Source organism: Bradyrhizobium sp. HKCCYLRH1030 (assembly GCF_051168395.1).
Lineage (GTDB): Bacteria > Pseudomonadota > Alphaproteobacteria > Rhizobiales > Xanthobacteraceae > Bradyrhizobium.
Window position 1 is genome coordinate 274,777 of record NZ_JBNPUY010000010.1, and the last position, 14,514, is coordinate 289,290.

The 14,514-nt window shown below is 64.9% G+C and carries 17 protein-coding genes; 3 read left to right on the forward strand and 14 right to left on the reverse strand.

Annotated elements, in window-relative coordinates; all coding sequences use genetic code 11:
* Nucleotides 1-400: 400 nt before the first annotated feature.
* The 13 genes from ACQR1E_RS27240 to ACQR1E_RS27300 all read right to left on the reverse strand — a co-directional run bounded on the left by ACQR1E_RS27240 (nucleotide 401) and on the right by ACQR1E_RS27300 (nucleotide 12,044).
* Nucleotides 401-2,089, reverse strand: a complete 1,689-nt coding sequence (locus ACQR1E_RS27240) for a methyl-accepting chemotaxis protein (protein ID WP_434897812.1) — start codon at nucleotides 2,087-2,089, stop codon at nucleotides 401-403.
* Nucleotides 2,090-2,507: 418 nt separating this feature from the next.
* Nucleotides 2,508-3,608 (reverse strand): YeeE/YedE family protein, encoded by a 1,101-nt coding sequence (locus ACQR1E_RS27245; protein WP_315754833.1) that lies wholly within the window; start codon nucleotides 3,606-3,608, stop codon nucleotides 2,508-2,510.
* Between the two features lie 68 nt (nucleotides 3,609-3,676).
* Nucleotides 3,677-4,117 carry a DsrE family protein gene (locus ACQR1E_RS27250; protein WP_410052702.1) on the reverse strand — a complete coding sequence of 147 codons (441 nt, stop codon included), beginning with the start codon at nucleotides 4,115-4,117 and terminating at the stop codon, nucleotides 3,677-3,679.
* Between the two features lie 8 nt (nucleotides 4,118-4,125).
* Nucleotides 4,126-5,028 (reverse strand): alpha/beta hydrolase, encoded by a 903-nt coding sequence (locus ACQR1E_RS27255; RefSeq protein WP_315718304.1) that lies wholly within the window; start codon nucleotides 5,026-5,028, stop codon nucleotides 4,126-4,128.
* Between the two features lie 10 nt (nucleotides 5,029-5,038).
* Nucleotides 5,039-5,473 (reverse strand): DsrE family protein, encoded by a 435-nt coding sequence (locus tag ACQR1E_RS27260; RefSeq protein WP_315718331.1) that lies wholly within the window; start codon nucleotides 5,471-5,473, stop codon nucleotides 5,039-5,041.
* A gap of 26 nt (nucleotides 5,474-5,499) precedes the next feature.
* Nucleotides 5,500-6,258, reverse strand: a complete 759-nt coding sequence (locus ACQR1E_RS27265; protein ID WP_315772271.1) for a c-type cytochrome — start codon at nucleotides 6,256-6,258, stop codon at nucleotides 5,500-5,502.
* Nucleotides 6,197-7,480 (reverse strand): sulfite dehydrogenase, encoded by a 1,284-nt coding sequence (gene soxC, locus ACQR1E_RS27270; protein WP_316166781.1) that lies wholly within the window; start codon nucleotides 7,478-7,480, stop codon nucleotides 6,197-6,199. Before soxC ends, ACQR1E_RS27265 begins: the two co-directional genes overlap by 62 nt.
* Nucleotides 7,481-7,485: 5 nt before the next feature.
* The gene (gene soxB, locus ACQR1E_RS27275; RefSeq protein ID WP_316176139.1) at nucleotides 7,486-9,180 is read right to left on the reverse strand and encodes a thiosulfohydrolase SoxB; all 1,695 of its coding nucleotides are present in this window, start codon (nucleotides 9,178-9,180) and stop codon (nucleotides 7,486-7,488) included.
* A 24-nt stretch (nucleotides 9,181-9,204) separates the two neighbouring features.
* On the reverse strand, nucleotides 9,205-10,029 hold the full coding sequence (soxA, locus tag ACQR1E_RS27280) for a sulfur oxidation c-type cytochrome SoxA (RefSeq protein ID WP_316171757.1): 825 nt from the start codon (nucleotides 10,027-10,029) through the stop codon (nucleotides 9,205-9,207).
* A gap of 33 nt (nucleotides 10,030-10,062) precedes the next feature.
* The gene (gene soxZ / locus ACQR1E_RS27285; RefSeq protein WP_315718309.1) at nucleotides 10,063-10,389 is read right to left on the reverse strand and encodes a thiosulfate oxidation carrier complex protein SoxZ; all 327 of its coding nucleotides are present in this window, start codon (nucleotides 10,387-10,389) and stop codon (nucleotides 10,063-10,065) included.
* A gap of 18 nt (nucleotides 10,390-10,407) precedes the next feature.
* Nucleotides 10,408-10,860, reverse strand: a complete 453-nt coding sequence (gene soxY / locus ACQR1E_RS27290; protein ID WP_315718310.1) for a thiosulfate oxidation carrier protein SoxY — start codon at nucleotides 10,858-10,860, stop codon at nucleotides 10,408-10,410.
* A 20-nt stretch (nucleotides 10,861-10,880) separates the two neighbouring features.
* A complete protein-coding gene (gene soxX, locus ACQR1E_RS27295; RefSeq protein WP_315754844.1) occupies nucleotides 10,881-11,324 on the reverse strand; it encodes a sulfur oxidation c-type cytochrome SoxX in 444 nt (147 codons plus the stop codon).
* A gap of 129 nt (nucleotides 11,325-11,453) precedes the next feature.
* Nucleotides 11,454-12,044, reverse strand: coding sequence for a thioredoxin family protein (locus ACQR1E_RS27300; RefSeq protein WP_316166780.1), 591 nt, complete (start codon nucleotides 12,042-12,044; stop codon nucleotides 11,454-11,456).
* 94 nt (nucleotides 12,045-12,138) lie between these two features.
* Here ACQR1E_RS27300 and ACQR1E_RS27305 point away from each other — a divergent pair, with 94 nt between their 5' ends.
* Nucleotides 12,139-12,855, forward strand: coding sequence for a hypothetical protein (locus ACQR1E_RS27305; RefSeq protein WP_315718313.1), 717 nt, complete (start codon nucleotides 12,139-12,141; stop codon nucleotides 12,853-12,855).
* Here the strand turns inward: ACQR1E_RS27305 and ACQR1E_RS27310 are convergent, their stop codons facing one another.
* Nucleotides 12,856-13,590, reverse strand: coding sequence for a cytochrome c biogenesis CcdA family protein (locus ACQR1E_RS27310; RefSeq protein ID WP_316176141.1), 735 nt, complete (start codon nucleotides 13,588-13,590; stop codon nucleotides 12,856-12,858). It abuts the gene before it with no gap.
* Between the two features lie 121 nt (nucleotides 13,591-13,711).
* On the opposite strand from ACQR1E_RS27310, the gene ACQR1E_RS27315 reads away from it, so the two are divergent.
* Together ACQR1E_RS27315 and ACQR1E_RS27320 are read left to right on the forward strand one after the other, a co-directional pair.
* Nucleotides 13,712-14,101: a thioredoxin gene (locus ACQR1E_RS27315; protein ID WP_315754880.1), complete on the forward strand. Its 390-nt coding sequence runs from the start codon at nucleotides 13,712-13,714 to the stop codon at nucleotides 14,099-14,101.
* A gap of 24 nt (nucleotides 14,102-14,125) precedes the next feature.
* A complete protein-coding gene (locus ACQR1E_RS27320; protein ID WP_315718315.1) occupies nucleotides 14,126-14,476 on the forward strand; it encodes an ArsR/SmtB family transcription factor in 351 nt (116 codons plus the stop codon).
* Nucleotides 14,477-14,514 lie beyond the last annotated feature (38 nt).

Below are 14,514 nucleotides of genomic sequence, written 5' to 3' on the forward strand. Positions count from 1 at the left end.
TACGCCACTATATGCATATATTCGAATTTATGCAATTATAAATCGGCCGGTGCCGATAGGTGAAAGGCGAGGTCCTGCGGCAGCGTGACGGCGAGGAATCAGCGGCACGGACGACCTCGGGGATGGCAGGCCCGAGCAAGCCGCAGTGGAGCATGATCCGCCGCAGCCCCACGCTCTGTTCATGTCGGCGCGGCCTCTCGCAGGTCCATCGTCACCACGCGACTCGGTCGCGCCGCTTGCCGCGGCCGCGGGAGAAGTCCTCGAGATGAGGCTCGCAGGCCAACGCAGAAGCGATGCCCGGCGCGTGGTGGCCGGGCCTGCGCACCTGTCCAGCACTCCGACGCGGGCCGGCGAATGGCGGCGAGATCGGATCTGCGCGGCTCTCAGTCGCTGCGAGTTCCTAGGCGGCTCTCACGCCGGCGATGAACTTCTTCACTTCCATGCTCAGTCTGGCACTGTCGTTGGCCAGCGATTTCGCGGCGGACAGCACCTGGGACGCGGCGGCTCCGGTATCGACGGCACCGCGCTGCACATCCGCAACGTTGGCTGAGACCTGCTGCGTTCCCGCCGCCGCATGCTGGACGTTCCGCGAGATCTCCTGCGTGGCAGCGCCCTGCTGCTCCACGGCCGATGCGATCGTCGACGAAATCTCCTGCAATTTCTCGATGGTGATGCTGATGTCGCGGATGGCACCGACCGATTGCTGGGTGGCGGACTGGATGCCGGAGATCTGCTGGCCGATCTCGCCCGTGGCCTTCGCCGTCTGCTCGGCCAGCGCCTTGACCTCGGATGCGACCACCGCAAATCCACGGCCGGCCTCGCCGGCGCGTGCGGCCTCGATCGTTGCATTCAGCGCGAGCAGATTGGTCTGTCCGGCAATCGTATTGATCAGCTCGACGACGTCGCCGATGCGGGCAGCGGACTTCGAGAGCTCGCTGACCTGTTCATTGGTCCTGCGGGCCTGTGCCACCGCCTCATTGGCCATCCGGGCTGAATCCTGGACTTGCCTGCTGATCTCGTTGACGGACGCGGAGAGCTCCTCGGTCGCAGATGCCACCGACTGCACATTGGTGCAGGCTTCCTCGGAAGCCGCGGTGACGGATGTGGCCAGGTTCTGTGCGCGGCTCGCCGTGTTGCTGAGCCCGCCGGCGTGACCTTCCAAAGTGCTCGATGCCGTGGACACGGTGTCGACGATCTCGCCGACCACGGCCTCGAAGCGGCCAGCGATCTCGTCGAGGCGCCGGCCGCGTTCCAGTTTCACCTCTGCCTCTCTCGAAGCGATATCGTCGGCCTGCTTCTTCGCAATCAAGGCGGTCTTGAAAACCTCCAGGGCGTCGGCCATCATGCCTACTTCGGTCTTCTGACCGCGATAGGGGATCTCGATCGCCAGGTTACCCTCACCGAGCGCCTGCATCGGCCTGATGATGGAAGCGATGCACCGGGAAATGTCGCGAACGAACCAGCTTCCGACGCCGATGCCGGTGAGAACGGCAAGGACGATGACCGTCGACATCAATGCAAATGCCTCGGCATAGCCATCCGCGGCGATCTTGGTTTCGGCGTCGGCGCCACGATTGTTGAGGTCAATCAGCTTTCGAAGAAATTCGTCCGACTGATTGGCGACGCTCCGGACCGTCTTGTTGAACAGATCGCTCGCCTGCTTGGTCGCGTTGCCGTTCCCTGCGCGCAGCACCTCGAGCACACCATCGGCAGCCTTGACATATTGCTCCCAGCCCCGCGACCAGCTCTCGAACAGGCTGCGCTCCTCGGCCGACGAGATCATCGCCTCATAGGAGCGGCGCGCCGTCGCGATGACGGCGAGCGTTGCCTTCATGTTGCGGTCGAGATTGTCCTTCTCCTCAGTCGTATCTGCCGTCATGTAGGCTCGCAGCTGCGCCCGATTGAGATTGATCGCCGAACGCAACTCGCCGAGCACGCGCACGCTCGGCAGCCAGTTCTTGGCGATCTGTTCGGTATGCGTATTGATTGTCTGCATGCCGCGGACGGCCAGCAACCCGACGATGGTCATCGCCACCAGCAGCAGCGCAATGACGGCCGCCATTTTTGCTCGAATGGAGAGTTGCGACATCACGCGTGCCTTTCGTAGTCCCGGCGATTCGTATCGGTCCGCCGCATGATTGCGTCGTCCCCTCGCGACGGTATCACCCGACCTTCGCAAATTGGTTAACGGGCGGGATTTCCAGACTGGAATCTACCAACGTCATGATCGGGCACGATGGTCCGAATGCCGTGTTCGGCACGCATCTCCTGTGGCCAATCCGCGGACTACGCGATCTGCGCTCCGGCGTGACGACGCAAAGACGCGTGTCTTCGGGCTCGATCCGATCTGATCAGACAATGTTCTTCGTCGGAGGCTTGAAGTGCGCCGACACGCCACGCGTCGACGAGCCTGTGACAGACAGGTCCCGGAGATTCATGGATGCTGCACCTTGACGCCGCATGTCCAATGCCGCTCAGCAGAAGCAGGCTCGCTTCCGCAGGATGCCTCAAGAAGGCATGACGGAGGGCGACTGAACCGGGCTCTGCGCCGGCTTGGTGGCGAACAGCCAGCGGTCGACGACAAAATCGGTGACGGCCGCACCCAACCACATGCCACCGAGCACGATCCACGCTGTGAGCGCAAACACCGATGCCCCGGTTACGCCGGCGCCAACGGCGCAGCCGCCCGCCAGCATCGCACCGAATCCCATCAGGACGGCGCCGATCATGTAACGGCGCATGCCGCGCCCATCCGAGAAGCCTTCGAGATTGAGTTCACGCGCCAGCGCAGCCGCAACGAACGAGCCGATGAACACCCCCGGAATGATGCCGAGATCGAAGCCCGGCTTCAGTTGCGGGCTGGCGAGCACCTGCATCAGCAGCTCCGCCGAAGGACCGCTGAATGTCAGGCTCTTCAGCGGCACCGGCGAGAACGAGGCCTGGCCGAGCTGATAGGTGAGGAGCCAGCCCCCGGCGACCGCCGCGCCCGCGGCCACCGCCGAGCGCAGGATCTTCGGGCCAACCTGAAACTTCGACACGGCGGCGAGCCCGGCCAGGAACCACAGCATGCCGAAGCCGAGCTTCTCGGGCGTCCCCCCGCCGAACAGGCTCATGATGTCGCGCGACGGTCCGCCGTCGACGAGCCAAAGATTGGTGAGCCACTCGCGTGCCGGCGCGAGCAGGCCGCGATAGGCCGACTGCGCCGTCACCGCGAAGACGAGGCCGGACAGCAGCGCCCGCAGATTGCCGTTGGCCGAGAGCACCAGCAGACGGCTGGCACAGCCTCTCGCCAGGATCATGCCGCAGCCGAACAGCGTGCCGCCGATCATCGCGCCGGAAATGCTGCCCTGCTGCGCCAGCTGGCGCGCTTCGGAGACGTCGAGCAGGCCCATCGCCACCAGCGCCTGGGTGCCCAGCAGCGCCGAGGCGAAGGTGAGGAGCCACACCGCCAGCCGCGGACCGCCCTGCCCGCGCGCGAACTCGACCGTGGCCGCCCGGAGGCAGAAGCGGCTGCGCTGGGCGAAGAAGCCGAACGCGCCGCCGGCCGCGAGCCCGCACAGCAGCGACACCAGCTCCTCACCCAGAAGGTCGATCAATGCGGTGAGCACAGGCGCTCCCGTCGTTCAGGCCTGCCGCTCAACATGCCGGGCGGCATCGGCAAGGACGCATGCGCCCGTCACGGGCGCAGGTAGGCGTATCCACTCTGCTGCAGCTCCGTGAGGCGCACGACGCCGCCCTTCTCCGCCACCGCGAACCCTGGCAAGAGATCGTCGAGTTTCACGCCTTGCGCCTTCATGGTGTTCGCACAGGCCTCGAAGCCGACGCCGGCTTTCATGAGGCGCTCGGCCAGAGCCGAGATGGTCTGGTCGGCCGAAATCGCATGAAAGGCCCGCAAGCCCGGACCGTGGATCACCAGGCGAATGTCTGCGCGTCCAGGTCCTCCGGTGCCATCGACGTGGTTCAGGAGGTTGCCGAGAACGAACAGGGCGCGGTCCTGATCGGCGAGATGATAGGCGACGCGCTGGCGCGGAGATTCCGTCGCCGCGCGTGCGCTGCTGACACCGAAGATTCCAAACAGGCCGGCAAGACCGGCTTGCATCAAAGATCGACGTTCCATGGTGGCTCCTAACGCGCGGCTGCAATGAATCCTGCGATGCGATCAGCGGCATCCTCGGCGGCGAGATCGCGAAAGAAGTGATCTGCGTCGTCAATCGTCTCCAGTCGGACACGGCTGCCGGCGCGTGACGCCAGCGGCGCGAACGACGCTGCCACGTCCGGTACCGTCTTGTCTTGCGCTGCCGCAAGCACCAGAACCGGCAGGCTCACATCGGCGACCAGCGCCGCCGTATCCTGACGCCGGTCGGCGCGATAGAATGCTGCGAATGCGCGCGCCGTCACCTTGGCATCGCGGCAATAGATGAAGCCCGGCACCGACATCCAATCACCGCCGCGCCCGGCGGCGATCGCTGCCTCAGCCTTGTCGAGCAGCGGCGCCAATCGCTGGCCGTAGCTCTCCGCATAGGCGTCTCTCAAACCGGCCTCGATGCTCGCCGTCGCGGGCGCCAGCAGGATCGCACCGTCGACCGCCGCTTTGGGATTGGCGGCCAGATAGCGCGCGACCTGATTGGCGCCGCGCGAATGACCGAGGACGAAGACGTGCGACGACGTCTTGCGCGCTTCACTCAGCCAGGCGGCGATCTCCACGACAGCATCGTCCGTCACATAGTCATGGGGTTTGGCACAATCGTACATGCCAGTGCGGCGATCGAGACCGAGCACGAGATTGTGCGCGAGCGACGCGATCCCCCGCTCGGCCAACGCCTTGGACAGACCCTGGATGGTCTCCATGTCCTTGTGCGCGAGCGTGCCGTGCGTCATCAGCACCAGCGGTACATCCGGTCCAGACTGCGCCGGCAGTCGGAGCGTGCCGAGCGCCGTACGCCCGCCGATCGTGAGCTCGCGCGGCTCCTCGGCCGCGAAGGCGATCGACGCAATGAACGAGACGACAAGAGCGAGCCACCACCGCATCGCAAATTCCTCAGGGACGCACGATCGTCCAGTTCTTCTCGGACAGCTCCAGCAGGGTCGCGACCCCGGTCTTGACGACCGTGACACCGTCGAGCAGAGGCGGCTGCCGTCCCTCCTTGCTCGCGAGCGTCTCCAAGGTATTGCCGCAGGCGATGAAGCTCACATTGGGCATCGACTTGGCGAAGCCGAGCACCCGCTCCTTCACCGGCGAGCGGTCGGCCAGCAGCATGTCGAGGCCGCCATTGAACGCAACGATCACGATCTCGACCTCCGCGCCCTCGCCCGAATAGTGGCGGGAGACATTCGCGGCCACGTCGAGCACCGCGCGCATCTTGGCAGGATCCTCGTCGCTGATCTGCAACGCGAGCCTATGTGGCTCGGCTGCAGTGGCGATGGACGCAACCCCGCTTCCGGCCAGGGCGACGGATGCGGCCGCCAACAGCATCTGGCGGCGGCTGCATCCGGCAATCCTCACTCGACGCCTCGCGGCTTGCCGTCCTTGTCTTCCGGCGTGACGTCGACCGCTGTCGCGCGTCCGGTGATCTTGACCGGCGCGATGCAGTTCTTCATGCAAGGATCCTTCTGCCAGAACGCCTTCTCGCTCGTGCTCCGGTCATCCATGATGAACCCGCCCTCGTTCGGCATCTTGATCGTGGCGAGATTGCTGTTGCTCAGCTCGAAGTTCTGATCGGTGATCACGTCGTTCAGATACAGCACATAGGCAACCAGCGCGTAGTACTCGTCGACCTTCAGCGACTGCGGGCTGCCGAACGGCATCGCGTGGCGGACGTAGTCGAACAGCGTCGAGGCGTAGGGCCAGTAGGAACCGACCGTCTTGACGGGATTGTCTGATGTCAGCGATCCCTTGCCGCCGGCGAGCACCGGCCAGCGGCCGGCACCCTCGCCGAATTCGCCATGGCAACTGGCGCAATTGTCCATGAACAGCTTCTCGCCCTGGGCGACGGTGCCCTTGCCGACTGGCAGCCCCTGCCCGTCCGGACGGACGTCGATGTCCCAGCCGCGGATCTCCTCGGCGCTCGGCGCGCGGCCGATGTTGAAGCGCTGCGCCGGCTTGGCATCGGACTTGGCCTCGGTCTTCTCGCTCGGACCGCCGGCGAACGCCACCGAGCCCGCAAGCGCTGCCAGCGCTGCGGCGGCAATGATGAGCTTAGGCGACCTCGACATTCTCGACCTCACCGTTTGCCTGCACATGCCAGGTCTGGATGCCATTGTTGTGATAGATGGAGTTGTAGCCGCGGACCTTGCGCAGCTCGGCCTTGGACGGCTGGACGTAGCCGGTCTCGTCCTGGACGCGCGACTGCAGCAGCAGCGGCTCGCCGTTCCAGTCGAACTCGTAGTAGAACCGGGTCAGCGCCTTGTCGAGCACTGGGCCGTCGATCCGCGCCGGCCACCAGTTGCGGCCACCATCGAGCGACACGTCGACGCGCTTGACCTTGCCGTTGCCCGACCACGCCAGTCCCGAGACGATCGTGAAGCCCTTGCCGTGCTTGATCGGCGCCTGCGGGCTCGGGCTCGTGATCACCGACTTGGCATCCATCGCCCAGGTGAAGCGCCGCGCCTTTCCGTTCGGCAAAAGATCGGTGTATTTCGAGGTTTCCTCGCGGGTGTGCCAAGGCTGGTCGCCGACCTTGATACGGCGCAGCCACTTGACCCAGAGATTGCCCTGCCAGCCCGGCACGACCAGGCGCATCGGATAGCCCTGCTCGGGATACAGCGCCTCGCCGTTCATCTTGTAGGCGATGATGCAGTCGTCGAGCGCCTTCTCGATCGGCAGGCTGCGATCCATCGACGCGGAGTCGGCGCCCTCGACCAGCAGCCATTTGCCGTTGGTCTTGACGCCGGCCTCTTCGAGCAGGGTGCGCAGCGAGACGCCGGTATATTGCACGCAGTGGATCATGCCATGCGTGAACTGGCAGCCGTTGAGCTGGGCGCCGCGCCACTCCATGCCGGAGTTGGCCGCGCATTCCATGAAGTGGATGCGGTTGACGCGCGGGTAGCGCTTGAGCTCGTCGAGCGTCAGCAGCAGCGGCCGCTCGACCAGGCCATGGATCATCAGCCGGTGATCGGCCGGATCGACGTCGGCCACGCCGCCGTGATGGCGCTCGAAGCACAGCCCGTTCGGCGTGATGATGCCTTCGAGCTCATGCAGCGGCGTGAAGCTGACCGAGGATTCGCGCGAAGCCGTCAGCCATTCGACGTCGCGGCGGACGACGTCCTTCTCGAACTTCGACGGCTTGCCATAGGGGCGCACAGCGACGCCCTCGCCGAGGGTCCGCGTCCATTCCGGCACGTTCGGCGGCTGGTTGGCGGGATTGCCGACGCCGGCACGCGCCTGCGAGGCCAGCGCCGTGGCGGCAAGACCGCCGGCTGCGGTCAGGAAACCACGGCGCGACGCGCGTGTGGCTGAGGGAAGTAGTTTGTCCTTGGACATCGTCGTCACACTCCGGAGACTTTGACGGCCCGGTTGGGCTCGAGACGAACGGTTTTCTGGCGCTGCAGATAGCTCGACACGACCTCCCAGATCGGCGGCCCCTGCGTGCCTTCGTTGACGCTGGCCCAGCCCGCGACCTGATACTCGCGCGTCGGATCGATCGCGGCCCCGGTCTTGATCAGGCGCATGTCGGAGATGCGCTGCCCCTGCGGCTTGTTGACGTCGATGGCGTAGGACATGCCGCCGATGCGGACCATGTCGCCGCCCTGCTGGTAGTACGGATCGACGTTGAACAGGTTGTCGGCGACGTCCTCGATGATCTCCTTCAGCCGCATGCCGGTCATGCCCATGCGATAGACGGCCGGATAGGTGATCGCGGTGGCGTTGGTGACGTCCTCGAAGGTGATTTCCTGGCCCGGCATCACGCTGGTGCCCCAGCGGAAGCCCGGCGACAGCGCGATCTCCGCATCGCGCTCCTGCAGCAGCGCCTGGCAGATGAGGTCATCGAACGTGCCGTTGAAATTGCCGCGGCGATACAGCAGCGTCTCGGTCCGTCCCAGCGGGCGGGCGAGATCGGCGGCAAACGGCTTGCGCACCTCGGCGATCTTGGCCGCCATCGCCGGATCCGGCGTGATCACGTCGGAGAACAGCGGAATCAGCTTGTAACGATAGCCCTTCACCTCGCCGTCCTTGACGTCGAGATCGAGCCGCGAGACGAACTTGCCGGAGGAGCCCGACGCGATCAGCAGCGTCTTGCCGACCTTGACCGCTTCAGGCAATGCATCATGGGTATGACCCGTGAGAATGACGTCGAGACCCTTGACGCGGCTGGCCAGCTTGCGGTCGACGTCGAAGCCATTGTGTGACAGCAGCACCACGAGGCCGGCGCCGTCCTTGCGTGCCTTGTCGACTTGGGTCTGAACATCCTCCTCGCGCACGCCGAACGACCAGTTCGGAATCATCCAGCGGGGATTGGCGACCGGCGTGTACGGGAATGCCTGGCCGAGCACCGCGATCTTGACGCCGCCGCGCTCGATCATCGTCGAGGCTTCGAACGCCGGCTCGTTCCATTCGGTGTCGCGGATGTTGAGGCCGAGGAAGGGGAAGCCCAGACCATCGACCGCCTGCTTGACGCGCTCGGTGCCGTAGGTGAACTCCCAATGCCCCGTCATCGCATCCGGCTTCAGCAGCGCCATGCAGTCGATCATGTCCTGGCCGCGGGTCTTCAGCGACGACCATGAGCCCTGCCAGGTGTCACCGCCATCGAGCAGCACGACCTTGTCGCCGCGCTCGGCGCGGATGGCCTTGATGACGGTGGCGGCGCGGTCGAGCCCGCCGATCCGCCCGTAGGTCTTGGCGAGCGCCTCGAAATCCTCCGAGGTCAGCGCATAGGCCGACGACGAGCCCGGCGCGATGCCGAAGCGGGTGAGGAAATCCTTGCCGGTGACATGCGGCGGCTGGCCCTTGGCGTCACCGACGCCGAGATTGGTCGACGGCTCGCGGAAATACAGCGGCATTAGCTGGCCGTGGATGTCGGTGACATGCACCAAGGTGACGTTGCCGACCGGATCGAACGCCAGCAGCTCCTTCTCGGTCAGCTTCTGCTGAGCAAAGGCGCGGGTCGCACCCGCAAGACCGGAGCCACCCGCCAGGGCAGCCGCCGCCAATGCGACCTGAACGAATTCGCGACGCGATATCATGATGTATCTTCCTTGTGTCCGCGGCTAGTTGCGGACCGACGGTGTCTCGACGGGCAGCCCGATGCCGCGCCAGGCGACGTAGACTTCGAGCGCGAGGAACTCGTCCGACAGCGGCTTGTAGGGCACGCCGCGAACGTCGAACATGCAGCCCTCGAACCGTTCGTGCAGCGGGATCAGGCGCTGATCGCGCAGCCGGTAGGTCGGAAAGCCGTTGGTCTGGCCTTGGCTCAGAAAATCGGCGCGCATGAACTTGCCGTTGTTCTTCTCGTGGCAGGACGCGCAGGCGAGATCGAGCTGCCCGACCCGCGTATAGTAGATCTCCTTGCCCTTCTCGAACCATGGCGACATCGGACCGTCGGTCTTCACCGCCACCGGCATGCCGCGCGACTGGTAGCGGACGAACGCCGTCATGTCCGTCAGTTCCTTCGACTTGAAGGCCCAGGGCTGCGCCTTCATGTGCTCGGTGCGACAGATGTTGATCTGCTGCTCGAGATTGACCGGCTTGTTGAGCTTATCGCTCCATTTGGGCATGGCGGCGCCGACGCCCTTCATGGTCTTTTCCGCCTCGCCGTGGCAGCTCATGCACGACTTGCCTTCGCTGCCGTCGACCGTCTTCCAGACGTCGGCGGCCCGCTCCACCGCGAGGAAGCCGGGATTCTCCAGGTCGTCATCCTGGAGCGCGCGCGTTTCCTTGGTGCGGAACTGATAGCCCGAGATGATGGTCTTGAAGACGTGACCGGGAGGCGCCGGAATGCCCTTCCGTTCGGCATCCTGGCCGAAGGTCGCGACTGCCGACAGGGCCAGCGCGGCCGAAGCCAGGACGGCGAGAGAACCGTAGCGAATGGACATCCGTCACTCCTCCTAGCGATCACACGCTGCCGATCAGGCCTTCAACGCGATCTTCTCTTCGGCCGTCACCACGGAGCCATCATCATCCGTCCATGCGAACTTGAACGTGCCTTCCTCGTCGATCCTTGCGTCGAACTGGATGTACGGGTTGGCGGAGATCGCCGGCTCCAGCGCGCAGGAGAACACCGGCTTGCCGTTGAACTCGCAGGTGAACTTGTTGATGATCTTGCGCGGGATCGGCTTGCCCTGCGCATCCTTGCGCTGACCCGATTCCATCAGATGCGAGACCAGCGTCTTGATCTGGATGATCTCGCCCTTCTTGGCTTCCTTCGGAAGCTTGATGCGCGGCTTGTCTGCCATGTTCGTCTCTCCCCTGTCTCAGCCGCCGCAGCCGCCGATGGTGACCTTGACGGTCTTGCGCTCCGTGAAGAGCGAGCCGTCACTCATCTTCGCGACCGCGATCACGTTCTGGGTCTGCGCCAGACGGATGCGGATCGATGCCTCGGCCTTGCCGGACATCGGCGTGAACATCAGCGTGGCGACGCCGGCATTCGGATTGCCGTCGGCCACGAACAGCACTTCCTTGACGTAGTTCTCGGCGGTCATCGGGCTTTCGACCGAGAGCGCGAGCGGCACGGTGTTGCCGTTCTCGGCGATCTCAGGCAGATCGAGCGTGATCTTGCCCTTGGCCGCTTCCTTGCCGCCGGTGAACTTCTTGATCATCTCGGCCGCGTCGTTGCTCGGCTCGGCGTTGGCGGCCATCGGCAGCACCGTCAGGGCGACGAAACCGCCGCCGAGAAGGAACGCCTGTCGTCTGTTGATTGCGCCCATGCATCATCCTCCAGAGGCGGTTACTTCAATGTTTCGAGAAAGGCGACGACGTCCTCGACCTGCGCGGCGGTGAGGACGGGTTTGCCGACGAACTCCGGCCTGACGCGATTGAGTCCGTCGTTCTTGTAGAAGGCGGGCATCACCGTATCGGTGAAGATGCGCTTGGGATCGGCGACGATCAGGCGCAATTGCGCCGCGTTGTAGCGGGTCGCGACGCCGTCGAGCGACGGACCGAACTCGCCGTGAAACTCCTCCGACTTCAGCGACGACACCTGATGGCAGGCGAGGCAATTGCCCAGCGTCCGCGTCAAGAACACCTTCTTGCCGGCATCGGCATTGCCGGGCGCGCCCGTCAGCGATTTCGGAATGGCATAGTCGACGACATCGAGCCTGATCGGCTCGTCACCCCGCGCGGCTGCCGACAGCAACACGCAGAGCAAGGCGGCCGGAATCAAACGGCGCATGTTTCCACCCTGACCGACGAGGCGTCCCCTCGCCTTACGATGACACGACGGACTTACGATCCATCATATTCAAGAATTATGATTTGATAATGTGATTGGTGTCAAGCGTATTTCGATGCCGCACTGCACTCAACCCTTGGTCGAAGCGAGATAGTCGCGGAAGGTGCCGCGCTCGTAGGCCCTCTCGCGCACGAAGCGGAACATTGCGAGGAAATGCGGCGGCTTGAGATAGCCCGGCGCGCGCGCCACCTCGCGCGCGAGCGGCTCCTTCGCAGAGACCCCCTCGGCCGATGGCGGAAAGAACTGGAACGTCGGCGTGAAGCGGATCGCGTAGCGCTCGGCGAGCTCCTTCTCGGCAAGCTCGTTGCCATCGAAGTCGATCACCTTGCGCGCGCCGAGCAGGTTGAGCTGCAGCACTTCGAAATTGGCGCGGATGTAGTCCGTGATCTCTTGATCGGCAAAGTTCACCAGATGCGTCTCGCGGCAATACGGGCAGCCGCGCAGCTCCCACATGATCGCAAGCCGCTTGCCTTCCGACGCCGCGCTTTCGAGATCCTCGCGCAGGTCCAGGAAGCTGTTGAGAAACCAGGACTGGTGATAGAGCCCGTCGTCGCCGAGCGCCGCGTCGGCCTGCGCCGGCGCCGACGCCGGGCCGACGGCCGCCGCAGCAGAGAGCAGCGCAACCAGATCGCGCCGCGTCATCGTCCGGTTCGTCGTCATCAGCCTGCTCGCGCGCTTTGCCAAGTCCACTTTGCCAAGTCCACGGAATTTCGATACATGATATTCGAATAACAGAATGTGAAAAGGACATTCGATGCTGCGCCGCGTCATCATGCTGTCGCTCGTGCTGTCATGCCTCACGCATGGCGTCCGTGGGCACGCCGAAGAGAACGCGGATGTTGCTGCCTTCATGCGCTCGGCGATGGCCAGCCTGCGCACAGCCGCGAGCTATGGCCGCACCGGCAATGTGGGCCTGGCGCAGATCGAGCTCGACGACGCCCGGATCGCCTGGGGCAGGCTCAGCCGGCTCGCCGAACGCTCCAATGCGCCCTATTCGGCGAAGTCCTTTGCAGAGTTGATCGCCACCGGAAACGATCGCCTGAAGCAGGCGGACGAAGCGCTGACCGCAGGTGACGGGGCACGCGCTGCGGCGGCCATTGCCGCGTTGCGCCGGTCGCTTCACGCCCTGAGGCAGGACGCCGGCGTGGTCGAGCTCAGCGATTGCGTGTTCGACCTGTCACCCGTCATGGACGCGTTGCGCAACGCAGCTGCGCGGTTCGCTGCGGGCAAGGCCGAGCCTGGCGAGGTCGTCCAGGCCGGCACAGCGCTGCGCGACCGGCTGCAACGCTGCAACGGCCTCGCCGCGCCCGACGTGGCGAGCCAGGCCGAATTCCGCCGCCTGATCGACGGCGCCACGACGAGTGCCGGCGAGATCGGCCGCGCGGCGCGCGAGAGCGACGCCGGCCTGGTGCATCGCTATGAGATCGAACTGCAGTCCTTCGTCAATCTATTGGACTTCCGCTTCGGCTGATCAGCCGATGGTGGCGAGCGACGGAAAGCGCTCGAATATCCATTCGGACATCCGCGGGATCACGCCGGCGAGAAAGGCCGCGCCGGTCAGGACGAGAAAGCAGCCCATCGTCTTCTCGACCAGGGGGAGATGCGGCTTGATGCCCTTGAGCGTGGTCATGAACTGTCCCGTGAAGGCAGCGGCGATCAGGAACGGGATGCCGGTCCCGACCGAATAGGCGGCGAGCAGCAGCGCACCCTTCCCCACCGTCGCCTCCGCGCCGGCCATCATCAGGACGGCGGCAAGGACCGGCCCCGCACACGGTGTCCAGCCGAAGGCGAAGGCAAGTCCCATCACGAACGCACCGAGCAGGCCGGCCGGCTTGCTTCCGACGTCGATCGTCGCGCTCCGGTACAGCAGCGGGATCCGGAGCACCCCGAGGAAATGCAGCCCCATCGTGATGATGACGAGGCCAGCGAGGATGCCGAGCTGGCTGAGATGGCCGGCAATGAACCTTCCGAACACCGAGGCGGTGGCGCCGAGACCGACGAACACCAGCGAAAAACCGCCGACGAAGCACAGCGCCGTCAGCACCGTCCGCCGCCGCTGGGCCATGCTGGTTTCGCCGATCGCGTCGGCCGCCGAGACGCCGGCCATGTAGCACAGGAACGGCGGGACCAGCGGCAGAATGCACGGTGACAGAAACGACAACAGACCCGCGGCCAGCGCGGCGCCCAGCGTGACGTCGAGATCCATCTTTCCCCCCGGTCGGCCAGCGCTACGTGCCCGGCCTGCCGGGCAGGATTCGGAAATCGCGCACTAGTACATATTCGAATTTAATGATAGATTGGCCGCCAAGTCCAGAGAGGATCTCGGCATGACCAGCAGACGTGCATCGCGCGGATTCGCAACGCTCGCAGGAGCCGTAGTGACCGGCATTTGCCTCTCGTCCCCGGCGTTCGCCTCCGAGCTCGTGATGTTCGAACGTCCGGGCTGCGGCTGGTGCGCCCGCTTCAACGCGGAAATCGGTCCGATCTATGACAAGACCGACGAGGGGCGCGCGCTGCCGCTGCGACGGGTCGACCTTGCCAAGCCGCTGCCGACGGACCTTTCCGGTATCGATCCGGGAGCGTTCACCCCGACCTTCGTGGTGGTCGATCAGGGCCGCGAGATCGGACGCATCCGCGGTTATCCCGGCGATGCGTTCTTCTTTGGGCTGCTCGGCCGCATAATGAATGCTACAAGCGGGGCTCCGGCCCGCTCCTGACGCCAACCGAGGGATTCAGAATTCATGCCGCTGCCGAAGTTGAAGGACATCGAAACCTCTGCCGAGCTCGAGCAGATGATCGAGAAGGCGCGGGAAGCCAGCGAGATGCTGAAGGCACTGTCCCACGAGTCCCGGCTTTTGCTGCTCTGCATCCTTGCCGAAGGCGAAAAATCCGTCACCGAGCTCGAGCAGTTCCTGGGCGAGCGGCAGTCGACCGTCTCGCAGCAGCTCGCCCGTCTCAGGCTCGACCGGCTGGTCACGACGCGGCGCGAGGGCAAGACGATCTACTACAGCCTTGCGAGCGAAGATGTCCGCAAGATCCTGACGGCGATCTACGACGTCTATTGCGAGCCGGTCCGCAAGCGCCGCCGCTGACCGGTTGGCCCTCGCGGTCTCGGGCTTCGCATCGGCGC

What these genes read in the sequence shown, in the direction of transcription:
- ACQR1E_RS27240 (WP_434897812.1), bottom strand. Translation starts at nt 2,089, where the DNA reads ATGTCGCAACTCTCCATTCGAGCAAAAATGGCGGCCGTCATTGCGCTG.
- ACQR1E_RS27250 (WP_410052702.1), bottom strand. Translation starts at nt 4,117, where the DNA reads ATGGAACGTCGATCTTTGATGCAAGCCGGTCTTGCCGGCCTGTTTGGA.
- ACQR1E_RS27255 (WP_315718304.1), bottom strand. Translation starts at nt 5,028, where the DNA reads ATGCGGTGGTGGCTCGCTCTTGTCGTCTCGTTCATTGCGTCGATCGCC.
- ACQR1E_RS27260 (WP_315718331.1), bottom strand. Translation starts at nt 5,473, where the DNA reads ATGCTGTTGGCGGCCGCATCCGTCGCCCTGGCCGGAAGCGGGGTTGCG.
- ACQR1E_RS27265 (WP_315772271.1), bottom strand. Translation starts at nt 6,258, where the DNA reads ATGGCATCCAGACCTGGCATGTGCAGGCAAACGGTGAGGTCGAGAATG.
- soxC (WP_316166781.1), bottom strand. Translation starts at nt 7,480, where the DNA reads ATGTCCAAGGACAAACTACTTCCCTCAGCCACACGCGCGTCGCGCCGT.
- soxB (WP_316176139.1), bottom strand. Translation starts at nt 9,180, where the DNA reads ATGATATCGCGTCGCGAATTCGTTCAGGTCGCATTGGCGGCGGCTGCC.
- soxA (WP_316171757.1), bottom strand. Translation starts at nt 10,029, where the DNA reads ATGTCCATTCGCTACGGTTCTCTCGCCGTCCTGGCTTCGGCCGCGCTG.
- soxZ (WP_315718309.1), bottom strand. Translation starts at nt 10,389, where the DNA reads ATGGCAGACAAGCCGCGCATCAAGCTTCCGAAGGAAGCCAAGAAGGGC.
- soxY (WP_315718310.1), bottom strand. Translation starts at nt 10,860, where the DNA reads ATGGGCGCAATCAACAGACGACAGGCGTTCCTTCTCGGCGGCGGTTTC.
- soxX (WP_315754844.1), bottom strand. Translation starts at nt 11,324, where the DNA reads ATGCGCCGTTTGATTCCGGCCGCCTTGCTCTGCGTGTTGCTGTCGGCA.
- ACQR1E_RS27300 (WP_316166780.1), bottom strand. Translation starts at nt 12,044, where the DNA reads ATGACGACGAACCGGACGATGACGCGGCGCGATCTGGTTGCGCTGCTC.
- ACQR1E_RS27305 (WP_315718313.1), top strand. Translation starts at nt 12,139, where the DNA reads ATGCTGCGCCGCGTCATCATGCTGTCGCTCGTGCTGTCATGCCTCACG.
- ACQR1E_RS27310 (WP_316176141.1), bottom strand. Translation starts at nt 13,590, where the DNA reads ATGGATCTCGACGTCACGCTGGGCGCCGCGCTGGCCGCGGGTCTGTTG.
- ACQR1E_RS27315 (WP_315754880.1), top strand. Translation starts at nt 13,712, where the DNA reads ATGACCAGCAGACGTGCATCGCGCGGATTCGCAACGCTCGCAGGAGCC.
- ACQR1E_RS27320 (WP_315718315.1), top strand. Translation starts at nt 14,126, where the DNA reads ATGCCGCTGCCGAAGTTGAAGGACATCGAAACCTCTGCCGAGCTCGAG.